10 protein-coding genes are annotated in these 23318 nt (G+C 68.2%); 6 read left to right on the plus strand and 4 right to left on the minus strand.

The genetic code is table 11. From position 1 onward, the window contains the following. Window positions 1-36: 36 nt before the first annotated feature. From ABZ004_RS25830 to ABZ004_RS25840, 3 genes are all read left to right on the plus strand, one after another. Window positions 37-4215 carry a hypothetical protein gene (locus tag ABZ004_RS25830; RefSeq protein WP_355683558.1) on the plus strand — a complete coding sequence of 1393 codons (4179 nt, stop codon included), beginning with the start codon at window positions 37-39 and terminating at the stop codon, window positions 4213-4215. A 10-nt stretch (window positions 4216-4225) separates the two neighbouring features. Further along, window positions 4226-5158: an LLM class F420-dependent oxidoreductase gene (locus ABZ004_RS25835; RefSeq protein ID WP_355683560.1), complete on the plus strand. Its 933-nt coding sequence runs from the start codon at window positions 4226-4228 to the stop codon at window positions 5156-5158. Window positions 5159-5241: 83 nt separating this feature from the next. Beyond that, complete coding sequence (locus ABZ004_RS25840) at window positions 5242-6447, plus strand: Fic family protein (protein WP_355683562.1); 1206 nt, start codon at window positions 5242-5244, stop codon at window positions 6445-6447. 45 nt (window positions 6448-6492) lie between these two features. Here the strand turns inward: ABZ004_RS25840 and ABZ004_RS25845 are convergent, their stop codons facing one another. Next, complete coding sequence (locus tag ABZ004_RS25845; RefSeq protein ID WP_355683564.1) at window positions 6493-12345, minus strand: RHS repeat-associated core domain-containing protein; 5853 nt, start codon at window positions 12343-12345, stop codon at window positions 6493-6495. Window positions 12346-12377: 32 nt separating this feature from the next. Continuing rightward, window positions 12378-17138 (minus strand): LamG domain-containing protein, encoded by a 4761-nt coding sequence (locus ABZ004_RS25850; RefSeq protein WP_355683565.1) that lies wholly within the window; start codon window positions 17136-17138, stop codon window positions 12378-12380. 229 nt (window positions 17139-17367) lie between these two features. Here ABZ004_RS25850 and acnA point away from each other — a divergent pair, with 229 nt between their 5' ends. Then, window positions 17368-20148: an aconitate hydratase AcnA gene (gene acnA, locus ABZ004_RS25855; RefSeq protein ID WP_355683567.1), complete on the plus strand. Its 2781-nt coding sequence runs from the start codon at window positions 17368-17370 to the stop codon at window positions 20146-20148. 193 nt (window positions 20149-20341) lie between these two features. Further along, the gene (locus ABZ004_RS25860) at window positions 20342-20917 is read left to right on the plus strand and encodes a DUF3558 family protein (protein ID WP_355683569.1); all 576 of its coding nucleotides are present in this window, start codon (window positions 20342-20344) and stop codon (window positions 20915-20917) included. A 9-nt stretch (window positions 20918-20926) separates the two neighbouring features. Here ABZ004_RS25860 and ABZ004_RS25865 read toward each other — a convergent pair whose 3' ends face one another. Together ABZ004_RS25865 and ABZ004_RS25870 are read right to left on the minus strand one after the other, a co-directional pair. Further along, entirely contained in the window at window positions 20927-21988 is a 1062-nt protein-coding gene (locus ABZ004_RS25865; RefSeq protein ID WP_355683571.1) for a hypothetical protein, read from the minus strand. Further along, a complete protein-coding gene (locus tag ABZ004_RS25870) occupies window positions 21985-22611 on the minus strand; it encodes an RNA polymerase sigma factor (protein WP_355683573.1) in 627 nt (208 codons plus the stop codon). The genes ABZ004_RS25865 and ABZ004_RS25870 overlap by 4 nt, the downstream gene beginning before the upstream one ends. 81 nt (window positions 22612-22692) lie before the next feature. On the opposite strand from ABZ004_RS25870, the gene ABZ004_RS25875 reads away from it, so the two are divergent. Further along, window positions 22693-23250 (plus strand): HEAT repeat domain-containing protein, encoded by a 558-nt coding sequence (locus ABZ004_RS25875; protein WP_355683575.1) that lies wholly within the window; start codon window positions 22693-22695, stop codon window positions 23248-23250. Window positions 23251-23318 lie beyond the last annotated feature (68 nt).

A 23318-nucleotide genomic window follows, 5' to 3' on the forward strand; every position in this document is an offset into this window, starting at 1 on the left:
CTGGATTGACCCTCTGTTCGCAGGATTGGTACCTCGATGCCGCTCGTCGACCTGGATGACCCAGCCGAGCTGCGCGCCCGCTGGAGCGCGCTCGCTGCGGTGGCCCATGCCACCGGCTTCGACCGTCGCTGGTACGCCGATGCCGACGGGTGGTACCACCAGGACGAGACCGGCTCCGACCTGCGGATGGTGCGGCTGGACGGGGCCAGGGCGGTGCTTTTCGGGTTCCACACGCAGCACAGCAGTACTGCGGGGGCCGATCTGCTGGCCGGGTCGCCGGAGTGGATCGGGCAGCCTGAGGTCAAGACGCGAATGGCGGCTGGGCAGCTCGGGTTCGTGTACGGGAGCTTCAACGGGACTTGGGCGCGAGCGGCGTACCCGGGGGATCCCTGGCAGCCGCTTGATGACGGGTTCGCGCCGATTGCGCAGTGGGTGACGTCGGACGAGGACGCTGCTCGGGAGCTGATCGAGTGGGCCGCTGAGTGGGCCGACTACCTGGGCGGGCTGGACGAGCTGCTGCCGGTGGGGGTCGCGTTGATCCGTACGGCGGCGTCGGGTGGGCTGACGGGCGACGTACTGCGGGATCTGTTCTCCCGGTTGGGAATCGGGCCGCGGTCGCCGCAGGACCCGGATCTGCGGGCCGCGCTGGTGGCGGCGATGGCGTTCGGCGACGGGATCGTGGCCGAGGGCGCGGTGAACGCGGACAACCTCGGCCGCAGCGGGCGGATGTCAGCCGGCTACACGGCCGCCAGCTTCGCCGAACCTCCGTCTACCGGGCCAGGCGGGTTTGGTGAGGCTGGGGGGTTCGCGACCGAGACGACCGGCTTCGTGGAGCCGGTTGAGGACGAGGAGTCGTTCTACGTCCCGCCGGGGGTGAGTCCGTTCACCGGGATGCCGATCGACGACGGCGACCAGATGATCGGCGAGCCGTTCGTCCCCGAACCGGCGATCACCCCCGAACCACCCTTCCCGGCCGAGCCGCCGCTGCAGCCGGACCCGCCGTTCACCCCGGAACCACCGCCGTACCAGCCGGATCCGGAGCCCCGCCGCGAGCCCGACAACTACGGCGTCACCGGCAAGAAGCCCCGCCGCTTCGGCCGCAAGAAAAAGCACGAGGAGGACGACGGCGACGCCCTCGCCGTACTAGGCCTCGTCGGCCCCCAACCTGTCGAGCAGGACCCCTCCGGAGACGACCAGTACGGCGCACCGGGGGAGCACCAGGGCGAGTACGGGCCGGTGGAGCCCGGCCAAGGCGAGTACGCCCCGGCGGAGTACGACGAGGGCCAACCCGGGCAAGCTCTGCACCAGCCTGGGCGAGACCAGTATGAGCAGGGTCAGCGTGGCCAGGATCAGTTCCAGCAGGGCCAGCCTGGGCAGTCGCCGTACGGCGAGCCTGGTCCGGCTCAGTACGCCCAGCCGCAGTACCAACAGGCGCCGTACGGTCACTATCAAGACGACGGCGACACCCAGCCCACGCCAGAGCAATACCTGAGCGACCGCCGCCTCCCCGCCACCGAGCCCCCACGCGTCGGCGGCCCCGTAGAGGACGGCGAAGACTTCTACGCCAGTCTCTTCGCCGACGCTCCCGCCGCAGCGTCCTACACCCCGGACGTCCCCACCGACGTCGCCCCCGACTGGTCCTCCGACACCCCCAGCCCCTTCACCCCCCTCACCAACACCCCCGCCCCCGACGCCGACGACACCGGCGTCCTCCCACCCATCGAAGAACCCCCCACCGCCGGCCACCCGTCACCGTTCGCCCCCACAGCTCCAACCGACGCTGACGAGGCCGCGCCCGAGTGGCCGCCCAGCCACCCAGAAACACCCGCACCCCAGCCCGCGCCGAACTCACCCTTCGTGCCGGCCGCCGCTCAATCGGACCAACTGTCCTCGGCCTCGCCTTTCGCGCCTGCTGGCGCCCAAGCGGACTGGCTGCCCGTGGCGTCGCCGTTCGCGCCGACGGCCGGAGCCGACCAGGCGGACGACGATGCACCGACTGCTGAGATCGAAGCTGTTGTTGACGCTGATGCGAACTCGGCTGATGAGGCGCCTGCCGGATCCGGGGAGCAGCTCAACGGACGTGCGGATGCGCACGGGATCGACGCCGGGATGCAGGTTAGCGACGGCGACGGCGACGGCGACGTGGCGCAGGCCGGCGGTGCCGACGTGGCGCAGGCCGGCGGGGGCGACGGCGACACCGGGGCGGGGCAAGTCGAGGGCGCCGACGGCGACACCGGGGTGGAGCACGTCGAGGGTTCCGACATCGGCGTACGGGCTGTTGATGCGGATCTCGCGGCTGAAGATCGGGGCGGGGATGCCGAGGTCACGGCTGGGCTGGTGGCTGTTGGTGACGACGAGGACGAGTACTACCCGTCGGATGTCTCGCCGTTCGCCCAGACGAGTGAGCAGTCGGATGGCGACGACTATGAGCGCCCGCTGCTCACCAACGGATTCCGTCCGATCGACCCGGCGGACTTGCAGCCTGGCGAGCACGGGTACGAGTACGCCGGCGAGGTCTTCCACGACGAACTCATCGGCGACGGCGACTGGACCGCCGACCAACTAGGCGACCCCACCCCTAACACCCACCCCACAACCAGCCACAACACCCACTCGAATGCGCACCCCAAGCCGGCATCCGACGCCGACCTGACGACGGAACCCACGTCCGCCTCGGACGCCGACCTGACGACGCAAGGTCCGTTCCACCCGACGGCTGAGCCGCAGATGCCGGTTGCCGCCGACGCGCAGCCGCATCCCGCGACATCGGACGAACAATCCACGGCAGGCGGCTCGGCTGCCGACCACGTAGAGCTGGACAGCTCCGTCGCTTCGAACGGGCAGTCGACGAACGGCTCGGTCGCGTCGAACGGACAGCCGACGAACGGCTCGGTCGCGTCGAACGGGCAGGCGACGAAGGGCTTGGTCGGTGATGGTGGGGTGGACCGTTCTGCTGGGGCGGACGGGTTCGGGGCGGACGACGCGTGGAGTGCTGGTTCGGATACTTCAGACGTCGAGGTGACGGCGCAGATCGAGGCTGTTCGCGACGACGTACCGGATGGGCTCTCCGCAGAACATCCCGCCGAGCGGTTCCCAGAAGCCGACCGGCAGTTTGATCCGCGGGACGACGAGCAACACGACGCGTTGGATCGGCCGCGCGAGGACCAGTTCGGTGGGCTGTCCTCAGCACCCGACGGCGCTCAAGAGCAGCAGGTCGATGAGCTGTACGGCGTGGGCGACGGTGCTCAGGAGCGGCAAGACGAGCGGTATGACGCGCTCAACGGTGCGGTCGAGGAGCAGGCTGACGGGCGGCAGTTCGGCGCGCTCGGAGGTGGGCGGGAGCAGGATGCACGGCTCGATGCCGAGGAAGAGGTTGAGCAATCTCGCGCCGAATGGGTCGGGCAGGCTGAAGGTCTGGTTGAGGTTGAGTCTGCGGATTCGGACATCACCGCGTCGATGCCCGCCGTGGGTAGCGCCGAGTCCGAGGATGCGCGCGCTGAGGCGGAGCACGGTGCTGCCGGGCCGGAGCGCGGTGCTGCTGGGTCCGAGTACGAGCCTGGTGGGGCGGAGCTCGGTGCTGGTGGGTCGGAGTACGAGCCTGGTGGGGCCGAGGGCGGTTCTGGTGGGGCCGAGTTTGAGGGTGCTGAGGTTGAGCGGTTGGTGGCGCCTCCTGCTAGTTCGGGTGGGGTGGCGATTCCTGGGCTGGGGGTGGTGGCGGACGGGCCTCGGGTTGAGCCGTTGCCGGGGTCTATCGAGGAGGCGATGCGGGCGGAGTACGAGCGCCCTCGGCCGCGGCCGAAGGAGTCGGCTGCGTTGGAGGCGTTGCGGGAGTGGTGCCGGGCGCGGACGAAGGTGGTGCCGTCCGGATTCACGATCCAGGTGCAGGTGCTGGATCCCGAGCATCCGTCGTACCGGTTCGATCTTGAGCCGCCGGAGATCGACGACCCGCAGTACGGGGCTGATCGGCTTGCTGACCTGCTCGCCGACCTGTGGAGCGCGGAGTCGCAGAGCGAGCAAGGGGCTTGGCTGTTCGCGCGCCTCGATGCGGCCGGCCGGACGTTGCGGATTGATCGCTGGTACGACCAGGTCCCGGACTGGTGGGACCACCCGATCGAGCAGCGGCTGGATGTCCACGGGCTGGTGCGCAGGCTGAACGGACGCGGCCCCGACTGGCAACCGTCGTACCTGGAGAAGTTGTACACAACCGCGAGATAGCGTGGTCCGCATGTTGCTCAGGATCTTCACCGAACCCCAGCAAGGCGCCTCGTACGACGATCTGCTCGCCGTCGCGCGCAAGACCGAGGAGAACGGGTTCGACGCCTTCTTCCGGTCCGACCACTACCTCGCGATGGGCGACGGCGACGGCCTCCCCGGCCCGACCGACGCCTGGATCACGCTCGCCGGACTCGCCCGCGAAACCCAGCGGATCAAGCTCGGCACCCTGGTCAGCCCCGTGACCTTCCGCAACCCCGGCGTACTCGCGATCACCGTCGCGCAGGTCGACCAGATGAGCGGCGGTCGCGCCGAACTCGGGCTCGGCGCCGGCTGGTTCGAGTCCGAGCACGCGGCGTACGGGCTCGACTTTCCCGACACGCCCGGCCGGTTCGACCTGCTGAGTGAGCAGCTGGAGCTGATCACCGGGCTGTGGGACACGCCGGTAGGGGAGAAGTACGACTTCGACGGCAAGCACTACCAACTGAAGGATTCGCCGGCGTTGCCGAAGCCGGTCCAGCAGCCGCACCCGCCGATCATCGTCGGTGGCGGCGGCAAGAAGCGCACGCCGGAGCTGACCGCGAAGTATGCGGCCGAGTTCAACGCCGGCTTCTCCTCAGTCGAGGAGACAGCAGCCCGCTTCGCGCGAGTCCGCGAGGCCTGTACGGCGATCGGCCGCGACCCGGAGACCCTCGTCCTCTCCACCGCCCACACCGTTGTCGTAGGCAAGGACGACGCCGAGGTGAAGCGCCGCTGCGACGTCATCGGCCGCGACCCGCAGAACCCCGGTGACGGCTCCATCGTCGGTACCCCGGCCCAGGTCGTCGAGCACCTCGCCCGCCTGGCAGAAGCCGGCTCCACCCGCCACTACGTCCAGATCCTCGACCTCACCGACCTGGATCACCTCGACCTCATCGCCTCAGACGTCCTCCCACAGGTCGGCTAACTCGGAACAACGGCGGAGTTATTCCGAGTTATGCTAACTAAGTCGGAATAACTCCGGCCTAGTTCCGAGTGAGGGCGGCGAAAATGGCCTCTCGCGGCGACACGGCGGATTGGCCTGCCCATCGGCCGGAGGTTCGCCCGTGGCGGCAGGTGCACCGCGGCGGCACGATGGAAGACCGCAGGCTGACCGAGGTGGTCACGATGCGACCGCCGCTGATCGCCGACCTCGAGGTGCGCCTGCCGCCAGCAGTGGGGGTGGCGATGGAGGGCTGCGTGCGGGAGATCGCCGGCCTCGACTTCGCGCAGGGCACCGAGTTGAAGGCGCTCGAGACGCTCCTGCTGCGCACCGAGTCGGTCGCCTCCTCGAAGATCGAGCACATCGAGGCTTCGGTGGACGACTTCGCCCGTGCGCTGCACGGGATCAAGTCGAATCCGTCCGCCACGTCGATGGTCGCGGCGACCGAGGCGCTGACGGCGCTGATCAACTCCGTCGACGACGGGGCCGAACTCCACTTGGACCAGGTGCTGGCGGCGCATCGGGCACTGATGATCGACGATCCACACGATCGCGCCTACGCCGGCCGCTTCCGGGATATGCAGAACTGGATCGGTGGCAGTGACTACTCGCCACGAATCGCCTGGTTCGTTCCACCGGCGCCCGAGACCGTGCCCGGATACATGGACGACCTGATCACGTTTGCCAACCGCACCGACGTCCCGGTGCTGGCCCAGGTCGCCATCGTCCATGCCCAGTTCGAGTCGATCCATCCGTTCACCGACGGCAACGGGCGGATCGGGCGGGCACTGATCAACACCGTACTGCGGCGTCGCGGCGTCACCCGGCGAGTCGTCGTACCGCTGGCTTCGGCGCTCGTTGCCCGTCGTGACGAGTACTTCGATCACCTCGGCTCGTATCGCGCAGGCCGGATCGAACCGCTGATCCAGGCCTTCGTGCAAGCGGCGACCGTGGCGGCCAGAGAGTCCCAGCAGACTGCCCACCGGATCAAGGAACTGCCGAAGTTGTGGACGGAAGTCGTCGGTCCCCGCCACGGCAGTGCCGCGGCCCGTCTGCTGGATGAGCTCATCGCGACACCGGTCTTCAACGCGGCGGAGGCCGAGCAGCTGATTGGCGGTCCGACCAGCAGTGTCTACGCAGCCATCCAGCGACTCGACGCGGCCGGTGTGATCCGTCCGCTGACCAGGCGCGTCCGCAACCAGGTCTGGGGAGCTTCGTACCTGCTGGACGAAGTAGACGACCTCGGGATGCGAATCGCGGCCGGTGTGCAGTAACGCGCGGCCCAGTACTACAGCTGTAGCACTAGGCCGCGCCAGTCATCAGTAGTAGTACAAGTTCTTCCCGGGGACGTGGTAGACCTCGTTCCCGCCGACGTTGCCCTGCGAATGTGATGATCCCGGGCTAGGTGTCCCGATCGCGTTCGTGTAGTCGTTCATCCAGCTGTTGTAGTTGCCGCCGCTGCCGACTCCGCCGTGGTGTTGTCCGGGCCGGCCAGGGCCCGCGGCGGCGGGCGCTGGAACCGGGGCCCAGCACGACGGTTTCGCGAGGTCGTTCCCGTTGCAGTACTTGGCATCATTCGGGTCCGGCGGCGGCTTCTGCGGACACGGGACGGTCAGTCCGAGGGTGTTGGGTGCGTTGTTGTAGCACTTGACCGGCGATCCCTCCCGCGAGTTCTTGATGTTGTCGGACTCGGCCATGCCAGCACTGAACGCATTGATGGTCGCCGCGCCGGCGCCGAGGTTCGCATCCAGCGCACCGGCGGCTGCCTTGGGGGTACCGAGCATGACCTTTCCTGCACTCTTGAGCCAGCCGCCATATCCGCCCAAGGTCGCCGCTGCGAGATCCATGCCGAAGCCCAAGAAATTCTGGTCCTGGATGGAGTGGACGGCGTCAAGGGCAGTGAGCGCTGAGCTGGCCACGTTGAGTGCTACTACGGCACCAGCGACCCACCCGACGGGATTGGTCATCGCTATCGCGAAGGCGGCGATGCTGAGGCCGGCGCTAATGGCACTCCGGTGCTGGTCGACCCAGCCGGCCGCTTTTTCGATCCAGTCCCACCAGCGGCCGTCAGGGTCCATCTTCGCGATGGGGTTGTTGTCGCTGTAGGTGTAGGCGGCGAGTGTTTGCGGATCGTTGGTATCCACGGCCGGATCGACGGACAGGAATCTGCCGAGGAGCGGGTCGTATTCGCGGGCTCCGAGGTGGGTCAGTCCCGTGGCGGCGTCCATGGTGCCGCCCACGAATCCCTTCTCGCCGGGGAACGCCACCGCAGCACCACGCGGGGCGCCGAACGGTGTCTGCCGGCGCTGCGTCACGGCCAGCGTGTCCGCGGTGATCGCGACCTGCGCGGTGCCCTGCTGGTCGCCGGCCAGCCACGACAGTCCGGCGATGGTCCGTACGGCGATGGTCTTGCTGAGGAAGAGGTAGTAGCGGGTGGGCTCCAGCGTCTTGGCTGCCGTGTACTTCAGCTCCTCGCCATCGAGGTACACGGTGCTACCGGTACTGTCCCGGCGAATCAGCCGGTTGCCGTCGGCGTCATACACGAACTTGGTGGTCTTGGCCCCTTCGGTGACCTGCGTCAGGTGCCCTTCGGCGTCCCAGTCGAGTTTCTGCCCGGCCGGTCGGGCAGTGGTCTGCCCGAGCTTGTCGTAGCCGAACGCGGCGGTGTTCGTCGTGCCGGCCGGATCGGTGGTGTTGACCGAACTGAGTGTGTGCGGCTGCTCGCCGGTCGGCAGCGGGTAGGTGTAGTCGTGAACGGTGTTGCCCGCGGCCCCGTGCTCGGTCAGTTTGGTGCGGTTGCCGGCCGGGTCGTACTTGAATGACTGCCAGTACGGCGCCGGCCCCGTTGCGGACAGACTCGGATCGGCGGCGCAGCCCTGGTTGGCCGTCCAGGCCTCGGTGACGCGTTGCAGGTAATCGGTCCGGAAGCACTGGGTGTCCGCGGTCTGCTGCAGCGGAGCGTTCGTGATCGACGTGACGTTGCCGGCGGCGTCGTAGGTGTAGTTGGTATCGGTCTGCATAGGCGCGAGCACCTCGGCGTCGACGATGGTGCGCGTCGGCCGCCGGGTGTGGTCGTCGTAGAACTGCGTGATCCAGGCTCGCTTGCCAGGGTCGCCGTGGTCGGGGTCGTGCGGATCCCCGTACTGGAGACGTTCCAGCTCGCCGTAGCGGGTGTAGTCGGTGTCGCTGACGTACTTGACGGTCGTGCCGTTGTAGCCGCCCTCGGCCTTGATCGGGACGCCCAGATCTGAGTACGAGTACGTCATCGTCTCTGCCGGCAGGTCGCCGATCTTGGCGTAGGCGTTGCCGGCGAACGTGCCGTCGACGTTGTAGCTGATCTTGCTGTTGTACGAGCCGGCCAAGCCTGTTTCCGAAGCGGGAATCGTGATCGTCTGGCTGGACGGCCGGTTGAGCGCGTTGTAGCTGACCACCGAAGTCGTATACGCCTTGGCCGGGTCTCCGTCGACGTAGCGGGTCGAGGTGGCGGGCAGGCCCTTGCCCAGAACCGCCGTGTCGTAGGTCCACTGCGCAAGCTTGGCGCCGGCGACGCTGTCCTTGTGCAGCTCGATCTTGCGGCCCAGGGCGTCGTACTTGTAGGCCAGGGTGGTCATCTTGGCATCGGTGCTGGTCAGCAGCTGCCCGGCGTCGTCATAGGTCATCGTCGTGATGCCCTTGTCCGGGTCGGTGTCCTTGGTCTTGCGCCGATGCAGGTCGTACTCGTCGCGCCACACCGTGCCGGACGGACCGGTCAGCACATTCTGGTCACCGGCGGCCGTGTAGCCGTAGCGGGTGCTGTCGTAGTCGGCCGCCGTAGCGCTGTCGTAGTCGGCCGGAGTGCTCGTCGCGGTAGCGGTGCGGTGGTACTGACGCAGCTCGGTAGTACGACCCCGAGCATCAGTGAACGTGGTAGTGGCGGTTCCGCCCGCCGGTGGAACCGTGGTGGTCCGGTCGCCGCCGTAGCTGGTGGAGGTGTGCCACAGCTCGTCGGCACCGCCCATGGTGGTGACCTTCACCGCCCGGCCGGCCCCGTCGTACGTCGTGACCTCCTGCGAAGGGATATTGACGTCACTTGTCTGCGTGAGCTCGTCGACGTGCGCCACGGTCAGCTTGTCGTCCACGGGCGAATCGGTGAAGTAGGGCTTGGTGGTGCGGTAGTTGCGGCCCTGGCTGTCGTAGCGGGTGTCGGTGATCAGCCGCCCGCCCCGCTGCGCCGGACGTTGCTCCTGGCGCAGCCGCAGCAACCCGTCGTACAGCGCGACAATGGTGTTGTAGCCGGTGCCGTTCGGGTTGAGCTGGCTGGTCCGGACCGCTACCGGACCGTTCTTCAGGGGCGGGTAGCTATAGCTGAAGCGCTGGTTGCCGGTGGTGTTGCTGCTTCGTGGCCGGTTGGGCAGCCACACCTCGGTCTTGCGGCCCAGCGCGTCGTACGTGATTTCGGTCTTGCGGTTGTTGACGTCGGTCTGGAGAACCGGTTGTCCGTAGGCGGTTTCCAGGGTGCTGGTGCTGACCTGGTTGAGCGGGTTGGTGGTCGTTACGGAGGTGACCGGCCCACCGGTGGTGGGGGAGTAGGTGGTGCCGGTGACATGTCCCAGCGCGTCACCGGCCGAGGTCGCCCGTCCGTACTTGTCGTAGGCCGCGGTCGATTTCAGCGAGTAGGTCGGGGCTGTCGAGCCGGCGGGGCGCTGGTCGAGGACTTCGGTCCGGGTGACGTTGCCCTTGCTGGGCGGGTCGGTGAACGCGGTACTGCTGGGCGGATCGGTGATCTTGGTGGTGGTGTCGTAGGCGTAGCGGGTGGCCGAGATCGCGTCGCCGGGGAACGCCGGGGCGGTTCCGCACTTCGTGGCGACCGTCTCGGTCCGTGCGATCAGGCTCACCAGCCAGGCATCGGTGTTGCGGTTGTACGCCGTAGTGGTGCACCGGTCGTCGTCGGTCTTGCCGGTGTCGCCCTGATCGTCGACCTGGGTGACCTGCCCGAACTCGTCGTACGACTGCACCTTCTTCGTTGTGCGCCACCCGCCGCCGGCCAGCAGGGTGAAGTCCTTCGTGGTCCCGGGATTCACCCGGTACGCCGTGATGGTGCCCCGCGTCGCGCTGGGACCCTGCACGTCCGGAGTGGTGATCGTCTTCGCCACGACGGTCTCGCCGGTGCCGTCGTGCGTCTGGGTCTCGTACGTCTGCCCGCTCAGCCACAGGTCGTCGGTCCGCGACCCACCGTCGGAGTCCTTCACCGACACCGTTCGGGCGGCCGTGGGCAGCTTGTCGCCGGTCGGCCGTTCATCGCTGTTCGCCGGCTGCTTGTCGCCATCCATCCCGCGGTAGAAGCGTTGCTCGGTCATGGTGATCGGGCCGCTGGGGTTGTCCGAAGTGCCGTGCTTGATCCGGACCCTGCCGTAGCCGCGGAACTGGTTCCAGTTCCGGTTCTTGTCCTTGGCCAGCTCGGAGACGTCGAAGGCCCACGCCGCGCCGTCGAGATACTGGTACTCGGTGACGTCCTCGGGGTTGGCCGAGATCCGGTCGGACTGGGCGACCGAGGCGACCACGTACTTCTGGAAGTAGTCGGTGCGCTCGCTGAAATCCTGCTTCGCCCAGGTCATCGGGAAGCAGCGCAACGTGTTCGACTCCGGCTTGATCGCACCGACGTTGGTCGCGGTGCAGTCCGATGGCGCGTAGTTCACCGAGATGATGCCGCCGGCCTCGCTGTTCACGGCGACGACCCGGTACCGGTTGAGCGGACCGAACGCATCGTCGGTCACGACCTTGTTGGGGTACGCCTTGCCGTCGAACGTCACTGGGGGCAGGGCGACCGGCGTGCCACCGGCCAGGCCGGTGTGAGTGATGCCCTTGAGCCACAGCGCGGCCTTCTCGCCGTCGCCGGGGTCGGGGAACTGGCCGTCGAGCGTCCAGGACTCGACGTCGTTGTACTTGTTCTCGGTCGCGGACCAGACCTTGGTGGTGATCGCGGTCAGGCGCTGGGTGGTCCAGAACGACGGCGAGTACTTGTCCTTGCAGGGCGTGGCGTTGCACTGGTCGTCCCACGGTACGTCGGGCCAGTTGTCCTTGTTGGCCGGTGTGCCGTCGCTCTTCAGCGTGCAATCGCTGTCCCGGACGCATCGGTTGCCGGTGGTGAAGTCGATCCGGGCGGACGCTTTGTCGGACGAGTCGTCGCGCAGCCCGTACTCCGCGGAGGTCATCGTGCCGCCGCGGACGTACCCGGTCGCGGCGTCCTTCTTGTCCATCCCGTAGTTGTTGGTCTCCTCGGCGTAGTGGTACTTGATCACGTTGCCGTTGCGGTCGATCACCTTGTCCAGGTTCCACCGCCAGGCCTGGACGCAGTGCGAGGCGTCGAAGGTGGTCTGGTGACAGGGTTCCTTGTCGTCGTCGCCGAACACCGGCACCGTCCAGGTCGAGTGCGCGTCCTTGTCCGACCCGAACAGGTACTGCGTGCCGTCGACGGTGGTGATCTTCCAGTACTCGCCGTTGTCGTCACCGTTGCCGGCGCCGAACTTCTGCTCGACCCGTGAGCCGTCGTCGGCGCGCGGGTGCCAGGTGCCGTTCTTGTCGTCGCGCACCAGCTCGGAGGCGTGCGAGCCGTAGCTGGCCGTTGCGTTCTCGCTGCGCCAGCACAGATCTCCCACCTTGGGTGGCGTGGTGCCGCCCATGGTGTCGTCGGCGCAGGGGATGTAGCTGCGCTCGAGGAACCCGGCCGACAGGTCCCAGCCGTCACCGACCCAGGACGGCTGGTTGTTCGTCGCGCTGGTCCGCCCGTCGATCGCCGACGAGGAGTAGGCCAGCCCCAGCTGGGGGACGAAGTTGCCCGGCGCGGGCGGCAGCCGCAGCGGGTACTTCCAGGAGAAGTTGCCGGACTGCGCGGACACCGACCAGGTCGCCGACGGGGACAGCGGGCTGGCCTTGCTGGTCCCGCCGCCGTCCGTGGGGCCGTTCGGTGGCGTCTGGTTGCCGTGCAGCTCGTTCTTGCTCGCCGGATCCTGGGCATGAGCGCCCATGGACTGCTGGTCCACCGGGGTGGAGGTCGTGTCGGGCGGCGTGACCGACGGACCGGACGCCGCCGCTGCGGACGATGCCGGCACGGTCAGCGCCGTGGCGGCGACCAGTACCGACAACACGGCGGCGACGGTCCGCAGAGCCGGGCGCCTACGGGCGGGACCGCGCATGATGCAGCTCCTCGAGGTCATAGTGGGACGGGTCACTTCTGGTAGGAGTCACGCAGGGCCGAGACCTGGTCGGTGGTCATCGCGACGTTGTAGAGCAGCACGTCGTCGACCCGACCGGGCCAGAACTCCGCTTGCTGACCGGCCGCTTTGCCGCGACCGATGACCAGCGGACCGCTGCTGGGCCAGGCATTGAGCAGCACGCCGGCACCGACCCGGGTGCCGTCGACATAGATCCACAACTGCTTCTGGGCCGGGTCGTACACGCCGGTCAGCAGGGTCCAGCGATCCAGCTCGGACGACAGAGTGGACACCGCCGCCTTGGTGACCTTCGCATCGAGGGCATCGGACTCGGGCATCTCGAAGACCCAGGCGCCGTCGGCGTGATTGTCCCCGTCGATGACGTGCCCTAGCCGGAACTTGCTGGTGTTGCTGCCATCGACAGTGACGGCGTCGGCCTTGCAGACAGTGGCCGGATCGGACAGGTCGCACGGCTTGCTCGACAGGTAGACCCACGCCGACACGGTGAAGGCGTGATCGGTGCCCAGATCGACTCCGGTCGTGGTGGCCGATCCAGAGGTGCCGTCGAGGTTCAGCGCGCCCCCGATCTGCCCTTGCGAGGTGAACGTCGCGCCGGGCTTCAAAGTCGCGGGCCGCCCACCCGCTGCATCCGCGGTGCTGCTGCCGCTGCCCTCCTCGAACGTGTACTTGTGCACCAGCGAAACGTCTCGGCCGGACAGGGCCGGGATCTCACCGGCGGTCAGGGCTCGCGAGTACACCACCACGTCGTCGATCGCCCCGGTCAGGAACTCGCCGAGACCGGGCCCGGCCGCGCCGATGTGGAACGACCCGCCGGCGTTCCACGTGCTCGTGTACGCCGCTGAGCCGGCGACCACGCCGTCGACGTAGATGAGGATCTTCTTGGCCGCGGCGTCATAGACCGCTACCAGATGCGTCCACTTCCGGGCCTGCGCGGTGCCGCTCGAGGCCGCTTCCACTGCTCCCACCGAGGTGTTCACGTCCTTGGGGAACATCACGAAGCACCATCGGTCGCCGCACTGACGGAAGCGGAACCCGCTCACGTTGGCGCCGTCCTGTGAGGCCACGGTCTGGTTACCGCCGAGCCGGTCGACCCAAGCCCAGGCCGCCACCGAGAAGCTCTGATCGGTGTCCACCGCGTGTGGCGTCGACACGGTCGACTGGGCCGTGCCGGTCAACGCCAATGCCTTGTCGTTCGGGTCGGGCATGGCCACCTGCCCGGTGGTGTAGCTGGGCGTGCCGTCCGGGGTGGCGGTCACGGCGCGCGGCGAGCTGTCCTGCAGGTTGCCGTCGAGCCGCCACTTGCCCACCGTGACGGCGTCGCGGCTGACGATGCCCTGGACCTCGGCATCGGACAGCGTCCGGCTGTAGACGCGGATCTCGTCCACCGAGCCGTTCCACGGGTTGACCGCGTTGTTGCCGTCCCACATGCCCCGCCCGACCTTGAATTCGCCGGTCGCGTTGAAACCGCCCAATCGCGTCATGGAGCCGGCGGGTACGCCGTCGACGTAGAGCATCACCTTGTTGGTCGGGGCGTCGTACACGCCGGTCAAGTGCGTCCACACGCCGACCCGCGCGAGCACGCTGCTGCGCAGCACCGTGTCCGAGGATCGCTGCGCCAGATCCGCACTGGGCAGATGAAACTCCCACCTGTCCCCTCCGGGGTCGTTGCGGTAGCTCAGCAGGAACCCGCTGTACGACGTTCCATCCTGCGAGAGTGCCGTCACCACCCCGGTGTCACCGGCTGGCCGGGCCGCGACCCGCACCCACGCCGACACCGCGAAACTGGAGTTGGTGCGCACCGCGTTCGGCGCCGACACGTAGTCGCCGGTGCCACCGAGCATCAGCGCCTGGTTCACCGCACCGTGGCCGGCGAGCTGCGCGCCGCCCTGCAGCGTGCCGGCCGCGCCGCCCGCGACGGAGTTTTGGACGGTGCTGCCCGAGCCGGTGTCGTCGAACGTGAAGTGGTCCACGGCCACGTCGGCCTGACGCACGATCGACTGCACATCGGACGGCGTCAGCGCCCGGTCGAAGACCTGGACGTCGTCGATCGAGCCGTTCCACGCGTTGACGACGTTGCCCTCCCACCGGGCCCGCCCGAGCTCGATCGCGCCGCCGGCGTCGAACCCGCCCGAGCGCACCATCGACCCGGCCGGCTCACCGTTGACGTACAGCAGTACCTTCCGCGTCACCACGTCGTACACGGCGGCCAGGTGCGCCCACTCGCCGGGCCGTGCAAATGACGTACTGCGCAAGACGGTATCCGCATTACGCGCAACCTGGTCCGCGCTGGGCAGGTGGAACTCCCACCTGTCCCCGGCCGGATCGTTGCGGTAGTTCAGCATGAACCCGCTGTTGACCATGCCGTTCCCGGAGACGGCGGTCTGTACGCCGGTGTCACCGGCCGGGCGCGCGGCGATGCGCACCCAGGCCGACACCGAGAAGCTGAGATCGGTGCGCACCGCTTTCGGGGCGGACAGATACCCGCTGCCGTTCAGGGTCAGCGCCTTGCCGTCCGCGCCGTCGGCGAAACTGGTGGCACCGTTCAATGTTCCGTCGTGTCCGCGCAGCGCCGAGGTGTCGCTCGGGTCGCCGTTCAGCGGCCAGTGCGCCACCGGACCGCTGCCGGGCCGCACGTAGGTGTGATACTCGAAAGTCGGGCTCTCATTCCCGGCGCGGTCCACGCTGCGCACGTACAGCGTCTGCGGACCGTCCTTCTCAGGTGCGATGAACAGGACCGCACTGCCGCCGAGCGCATCGGCATCCACCGGCGTCTTGGGATCGGCGTGCCAGTCGTACTCGTAGTGGTCGATGTCTTTCACGTCCGCCGGCGCGGCGCCACTGCCGGTGAACGGGGTGAAGGTGAACTTGCCTGGCACCCCGACACCGCCGTGCCAGGCGTTGTCGTCAGTCGTGTAGAGATCACCGGCGACGCCGGGCAAGGTCGCGATCCCGCTTCGGTCCACCGCGAACGTCTTGTCCGAGGTCACCCGGGGTCCGCCGGCGAGTCCGTCCCAGCCTCGGAGTTTCCACCACAGCTGCTTGCCGTCCAGGCCGGTCAGGTCGAGCGTCCGGCTGAAGGTGGCGCCGGACGCCAACGCGGGCCCGCGCTCGTTCACGACGTCTCCGGCGTCGTCGGTGGACGACGGCTGCTTGCTGAAAACGTCCCAGTCCGGGTTGAGCTGGTCGTTGTCCGGGTCGGACAGCGTGCCGATCAACCGGACGGACTGGTCGTGGATATAAGGGATGCCACCGCACCACTTGCACGGCGCGGGCAGGACCGGGTCGATCCTCAGCCCTGTGGGCGCGTTGGGCGTGGAGTTGTAGTCGAACCGCAGCCGCGTCTTCGAGACGTCGTACTTGCGCCAGGCGTTCTTGTCGCCCTCGCTGGACGCCCGGATCGAATACACCGAGCGGTTCGTCGGGCTGTAGTAGGCGCCGACGTTGAACACGATGCTCTGATAGCCGTTGGCGCAGCCGGGGTACTCGTTGCCCGCGGCCGCCCAGTCGACGCGCGTGCCGCCGGGCTGGTTGTTCCAGGTGAGACCGCCGTTGATGGTGTTGTTCGCGATCCACAACTCGTGCAGCGGGGTGTGCGTGCAGTCCGGGCTGTAGGCGATGGCGGCGCTGAAGGTCGCTTTGATCAGCGTCTTGCCGTTCATGAAGCTGGTGTCGAACTGGAAGTAGGTGCGGGCGGTGTCGATGCCGTTGCATCCGGTGAAACCGCAGTAGCCGACCTTGCCCCAGTTGGCCCCGGTGTCCGGCTCGATGTCCTGCCCGCCCCACCAGTACGACGTGTTGCCCTTGCCGCTGAACACCTTGGCCCATTCCCAGTCGGGGGTCCGCCAGGCCGGGTCGATGGTGATCGGGAACGCGGCGTGCGGGTCGGTGAGCAGCGCCCGGTCCGGGCTCAGGGTCACCGTGCCGGAGCCGACCGCGACCCCCACCTTCGCCGGTCGGCCCTTCGCGTCCCACATCGTCGACGGCGGCGCCTCGAACGCCACCTTGCCTGCCGGGTCCAGGGCCTGCACTGCGCCCGCGGCGGTGGTCCGCACGGTCAGTCCGTCGAGGTGCAGTCCGAGGCGGATCGAGCGCAGTGCGGGATTGCGCGCGGCTGCGGCGTTCTTGACCACGAGATGCTGGGACAGTTGGCCCACGTCGGCGATCAGCACCAGGTCCACTCCCGGTAACACCTCGCGGTAGGTGGACTTCGCCCCGTCCAAGACCGGCTCGGGCAGGACACCGGGCCAGCTCAGCGTGAACGACCGGCCCGGCGTACCGATGGTGGCCATCGGCGCCGAGCCACCAGCGGAGAGGCGCATCGGGAGCTGGGCCGCGGCCGGAGTGACCGTGTGGTCGGCCGCCCTCCGCAGCGTCGGGTCGGCGTTCACCCAGGCATTGCCCTGCTTCACCCAGGCGGGGACAGGGCTGAGCTCGGCCTGCATCGTGCCGTCCGGCTTGGCCGAAACCCGCCGGGTCGGCGTGGTCAGCGCGGCGATCGGCACACTGCGCTGTTGCAGGTGCGCGGCCGCGAGCGCCGTCGCCGTGTCCGGTGCCTCGGTCACCGTCGCCAGCCTGGCGGTCGACTGCTCGGCGGCTGTGGCGCCGGTTCCGGCTGTGGCACCGGTTCCGGCTGTGGCACCGGTGCTGGCTGCCGCTTGGGGTGCCGTGACCCCCGCCGCCAGCACCACCGCCGCGACGGCCGCGACCAGGAACCGGCCGTTCACCCTGCGATTGCTACGGATCTCAGTAACCACGCCATCTCCCACCCCAGTGCCTGATGAAACTGGATCAGACCAGAAGCCGACTCCCCGCCGCCACCTTTTCGGCGAACGTCGAAACATGCGGGCGGAAGTGGCTCGATGTCGTGTATCTTGATGTCGAGAGAGTTTGCTGGGGAGGTTAGGGCAACCTGACCTTCCGGCCGGGCCGAGGGCTCGGCAGGATGGGCGTAGCGGACACAGGACCGGATAGAGGAGCGGGTTGATGGCGAGCGTCGACAGCTTCGGTGCCAAGGGTGCACTCGAAGTCAACGGAAAGTCGTACGAGATCTTCAGGCTGGCGGGGATCGAGGGCGCGGAGACGCTGCCCTACTCGCTCAAGGTGCTGCTCGAGAACCTGCTGCGCACCGAGGACGGTGCGAACATCACCGCCGAGCACATCACCAAGCTCGGCAACTGGGATGCGAACGCGGCGCCCGACACCGAGATCCAGTTCACCCCGGCCCGGGTGATCATGCAGGACTTCACCGGCGTGCCGTGTGTCGTCGACCTGGCCACCATGCGCGAGGCGGTCGCCGAGCTCGGGGGCGACCCGACCAAGATCAACCCGCTGGCGCCGGCCGAACTGGTCATCGACCACTCCGTGATCATCGACGTCTTCGGCCGCCAGGACGCGTTCGAGCGCAACGTCGAGCTGGAGTACGAGCGCAACCGCGAGCGGTACCAGTTCCTGCGCTGGGGCCAGACCGCGTTCGACGAGTTCAAGGTCGTCCCGCCGGGCACCGGCATCGTGCACCAGGTGAACATCGAGCACCTGGCCCGGACCGTGATGGTCCGCAACGGGCAGGCCTACCCGGACACCTGCGTCGGCACCGACTCGCACACCACGATGGTCAACGGCCTCGGCGTACTGGGCTGGGGCGTCGGCGGCATCGAGGCCGAGGCCGCGATGCTCGGCCAGCCGGTGAGCATGCTGATCCCGAAGGTGGTCGGTTTCAAGCTGACCGGCTCGGTGCCGGCCGGCGCCACCGCGACCGACGTCGTCCTGACGATCACCCAGATGCTGCGCAAGCACGGTGTGGTCAGCAAGTTCGTGGAGTTCTACGGCGACGGTGTCGCGGCGGTCCCGCTGGCCAACCGGGCCACGATCGGCAACATGAGCCCGGAGTTCGGCTCGACCTGTGCGATCTTCCCGATCGACGACGTGACGCTGGAGTACCTGCGGCTCACCGGCCGCGGCGAGGACGAGGTCGCGCTGGTCGAGGCCTACGCCAAGGAGCAGGGGCTGTGGCACAACCCCGACGTCGAGCCGCGCTTCTCGGAGTACCTGGAGCTCGACCTGTCGACGGTCGTCCCGTCGATCGCCGGCCCGAAGCGGCCGCAGGACCGGGTCGCGCTGAGCGAGGCCAAGGAAGGCTTCCGCGGCGCGCTCGTCGACTACGCGACCGAAGAGCTCGAGGTCGACCCGTCCGAGCTCGGCAGCTTCCCGGCCAGTGACGCCCCGAACGGGCACGGCAACACCGACGACGAGCCGCACGTCCCGCACGGCACGGGAGACGCGGGCCGCCCGTCGAAGAAGACCAAGATCAGCCTGAACGGCCAGGAGATCGAGCTCGACCACGGGCACGTCGTGATCGCCAGCATCACTTCCTGCACGAACACCTCGAACCCGTCGGTGATGCTCGCCGCAGCACTGCTCGCGAAGAACGCGGTCGACAAGGGTCTCACCTCCAAGCCGTGGGTGAAGACCTCGCTGGCGCCGGGTTCGAAGGTGGTCACCGACTACTACGACAAGGCCGGCGTCACGCCGTACCTCGAGAAGCTCGGCTTCCACCTGGTCGGCTACGGCTGCACGACCTGTATCGGCAACTCGGGCCCGCTGCCGGCGGAGGTCTCGGCCGGTGTCCAGGAAGCCGACCTCGCCGTCGTCAGCGTGCTGTCCGGCAACCGGAACTTCGAGGGCCGGATCAACCCCGACGTCAAGATGAACTACCTCGCGTCGCCGCCGCTGGTGATCGCGTACGCGCTCGCCGGGACGATGGACTTCGACTTCGAGACCGATGCCCTGGGCAAGGACACCGACGGCAACGACGTGTTCCTGAAGGACATCTGGCCGGCCGCGGACGAGGTCGAGCGAGTGATCGCCTCCTCGATCAACAAGGAGATGTTCGCCAAGGACTACGCCGACGTGTTCGCCGGCGACGAGCGCTGGCAGTCGCTGCCGACGCCGGAGGGCAAGACGTTCGACTGGGACGCCGACTCGACGTACGTGCGCAAGCCTCCGTACTTCGACGGCATGGCCAAGGAGCCGTCGCCGGTCACCGACATCGCCGGTGCCCGCGTGCTGGCGAAGCTCGGCGACTCGGTCACCACCGACCACATCTCCCCGGCCGGTGCGATCAAGGCGGACGGCCCGGCCGGCAAGTACCTGGCCGAGCACGGCGTGGATCGCAAGGACTTCAACTCCTACGGCTCGCGCCGCGGCAACCACGAGGTGATGATCCGGGGCACGTTCGCCAACATCCGGCTGCGTAACCAGATCGCGCCCGGCACCGAGGGCGGCTTCACCCGCGACTTCACCAAGCCCGACGCGCCCGTCACGTCGATCTACGAAGCCTCCGAGGCGTACGCCGAAGCCGGTACGCCGCTGGTGATCCTGGCCGGCAAGGAGTACGGCTCCGGGTCTTCGCGCGACTGGGCCGCCAAGGGCACCGCCCTGCTCGGTGCGAAGGCCGTCATCACCGAGTCCTTCGAGCGGATCCACCGGTCGAACCTGATCGGCATGGGCGTCCTGCCGCTGCAGTTCCCCGAGGGCGAGAACGCGGAGTCGCTCGGCCTGACCGGCGAGGAGACCTTCGACATCACGGGCGTGACCGCGCTGAACGACGGCGCCATCCCGCGCACGGTGAAGGTCAAGGTCACCGGGACCGACGGGTCGACGAAGGAGTTCGACGCCGTCGTACGGATCGACACTCCTGGTGAGGCGGACTACTACCGCAACGGCGGCATCCTGCAGTACGTTCTGCGCTCGCTGATCGCCAACTGATTCACTGACCGACAATGCCGGCCCCCTTTCCTGGGGGCCGGTTTTGTTGTCCCACCACCCCGCCTTCCTTCCCTTTGCTTGTGTTCTGAGCTGTTCATCCGTAGGGCGGCTGCCCGTAACAAGCACGTGGAATTGTGGCCGTGTTTCCGGCTGGGGTGGCCGGGTGTGATGCAGGGGGAATGCAATGCGGGGCATGACGACGATCTCGATGGCTCTGGCGGCCGTAGTACTGGCTGGATGTGCGGCAGAGGAACCGAGCACCTATGGACCGACGGTCGCCGGTCCGACAATCACGCCTAAGTCGTCTGCGCCGGTTGCCCCGCCGAGCGTGCCTGACGACGAGCAGCCGGTCGTCCGGGTGGCCGGCAAGACGCTGTGCGAGCGGTTCACGACCGCCGAGATCAGCGACGTCCTCGGCCTCAAGGTCGGAAAGGTTGCCGTCAGCAAGCAAGGCCCGTACTCCGTGTGCACGTGGAAGGCCGCGCACGGCACGGTGACGATCACCCGGGCCGACGGCCAGTACTACGCGGCCTTCTCGCAGAAGATCATCGCGGCCGCGAAGGCCCGGAAGGCCCGTGGGCGCAAGGATCTCGAAGGCATCGCCGACGAGGCCTTCGCGATCGGCGCCTCCGTCAGCGGCGTACCGATCTGGTACGGCGCGGCGCTGCTCGGCGGACTGGTGACCGGCATCGAGGTCTCCGGCGCCGGCAGCAAGGCGAGCATCGCGACCGCGAAAGGCTTCATGATCGAGATCCTCGCCCGCGGCTAGCGGCCTTGCTCAGCGGGGACAGACCAGTCCGCTCCGATAGCCGTCCTGGGTGAAGTAGAGGTTCTTGGCCATCGAATCGGCCCAGCCCCAGACCTCCTCCGGGTAATCTCCGGATCCATTCATCTCCACCAGGATCTTCCAGTGGCGGCTGCCGTTCATCGCGATCACCGCCTGCTTCATCTGTGCGGCGTCGCCGGCCTTGCGCGCGGCGTACCAGCGGTCGAGCCACGCGCAGCTGACGGCACCCGCGACCCGTACGCCGAGCTCATACCGGTCGATCAGGTGCTCCTGGTAGAGCCGTGTCTTGTCGAAGCCGGGTGGCAGCTGCATGTCGGCGATCATCGCGTCGACGGTCTTCTTGGTCTGGTTCGGCAACACGGTGTCGGCCGGCATGGCGCTCAGCCAGGTGTTGACGTCGACCTGCTTCACCTTCGCCAGCACGTCGCGGTAGGCCCGCTCCGACCCAAGGTCGGCTCGCAGCGACAGGTAGTTGTTCCCGACGGGCGGCATCACGACGGTGAACTCGGTGAAGCCGCGGCTCTGGAAGATCGAGCCGCGCCGGCCCAGCAGATCGATCGGCTGTCCGATGTAGTTGGGGCCGTAGTACTCCTTGAGGCTGCCGGTGTACTCCTTGGCCGGCATCCAGGAGATGTCGAACCTCCACCCGTCCTTCATGAACTTCAAGTCACCCCACTCGGGGGTGAACTCACCGATCGAGGTCACTGTCCAAGCCGGGTCATCGATCAGCAGCCGCTGGTTGCTCTCGGCAACGGCAATCGCCTCCGCCGCGAAGGCCGACGGCGGAGCGGCCGGGTTGCTGACGGGAAAGAGCGCCCCGACCAGTCCGACCGCGACCGCAACGACAGCCGCGGCAGCCGCAAGCAGCACCACCCGTCGACGCCGCCTCGGCCCCGGACCCGGAGCCACGGCCAAGGCGGGGGGTGGTGCGGTGGTGGTGAGGATCTCCGTCAGCAGCTCGGATCCGGCGTCGTCGATCGGCAACCGCCGGACCGTTTCCTCGTCGTACGGGTTGGCCGCGGCGATCAGCCGGTCGAGCTCGGTGTCGTTCATCGCTCCTCCTCAGCCGGGCGTGTGTCATCCCGTACATGTCCGTCAGTTTCGAAGGCGTCTCCGAGGAACTTCCTCAGCCGGCTGCGAGCCCGGTGCAACCTCGTCCGCACCACTCGAGCCGGTACGCCGAGCACGGCGGCCACCTCCTTCGGGTCGAGGTCCTCCCAGCTGGTCAGCATGATCAGCTCGCGATCGTCGGCGCTCAGCCGGTTCATCGCCGACCGGACCGCGGCGGCCGAACCGACCTGCTCGGCCGGATCCGGCGTCGCCTCGTCGAGTTCCAGGCGGAGCCGCTCGGCCAGCCGGTCGCGACGACGGTCGCCCCGCCGGTGGTTGGCGAGCACCCGCCGCGCCACGCCGTACAGCCAGAGCCGCGCGGTGCCGTCGACCGGTACGTCGTCCTGCCGGCGCCAGGCGACCAGCAACGTCTCGGCCACCACGTCGGCAGCGTCGTCGGGCGACCCGACCCGCCGCAGCGCGTAGCCGAGCAAGTCCCGGAAATGCCCCTCGAACAGCTCGCGGAACCTGGCCTCCTCGGTCGCCACAAGCTGAAGTGGTTTTCGTTCCGCCGCCGACGCGGCACCGGATGGCGCCGGGGCCTCGGGACTTCCCGTGGTCGTCATAACCACTCCATGTCCGGGAGTATGCGGGGCGTCTCAGGTCAGTTCGCGGAAATTGTCGGGGCTGACGGTTTTACTGGGCGTATGGCTGATCGGGAGCATCCGCGCGAGGTGATCCTCGGCGCTTGTGCCGAGCACGGTGAGGACACCGTGATCGACTGGTGCGTCGCGCTCCTGACCGGTGAGATCACGGGTGAGGACGCGTTCGGGGTCGAGCTGCCGAAGCTGGTCGCCATCACCGGCAGTGCGAATCCGGGCGGCTGGGCGCATCCCGTCGATCCGGTGAACTACTACTGGGTGCGGGTCTGGGCGGCCCGAGCGTTCCTCTACATCTGGCGGGACGACGTGGTCGAGGCGTTGCTGGCCGCAGCCGACGACCCGGCGTGGCGGGTGCGCGAGCACGTCGCAAAGATCACGGCCCAGCGCGAGCTCGGTGAGCTGGTCGATTCCCTGCTACCGATGCTCAGCCACGAGCTACCGCGGGTGCGGGCCGCCGCAGTGCGCGCTGTCGGAGCCGCGGGGGAGTACGAGCATGCCGAGGCGTTGGAGGAGCTGACGGACGACCCAGATGCCGCCGTCCGCGCGGCAGTCGACCGAGCCCTGCAACGCTTGGAGGACAGACTGGACCGCGATGTGCGCTAAGCGCAGGCCGGGCGCAGCCTCCTGGCAGTGCGCCCTCAGGCACGAAGTCACCCGCGAGTGTGAAACCC

Origin of the sequence: Kribbella sp. NPDC006257 (genome assembly GCF_040613535.1) — a bacterium.
In the GTDB taxonomy this organism is placed as follows: domain Bacteria; phylum Actinomycetota; class Actinomycetes; order Propionibacteriales; family Kribbellaceae; genus Kribbella.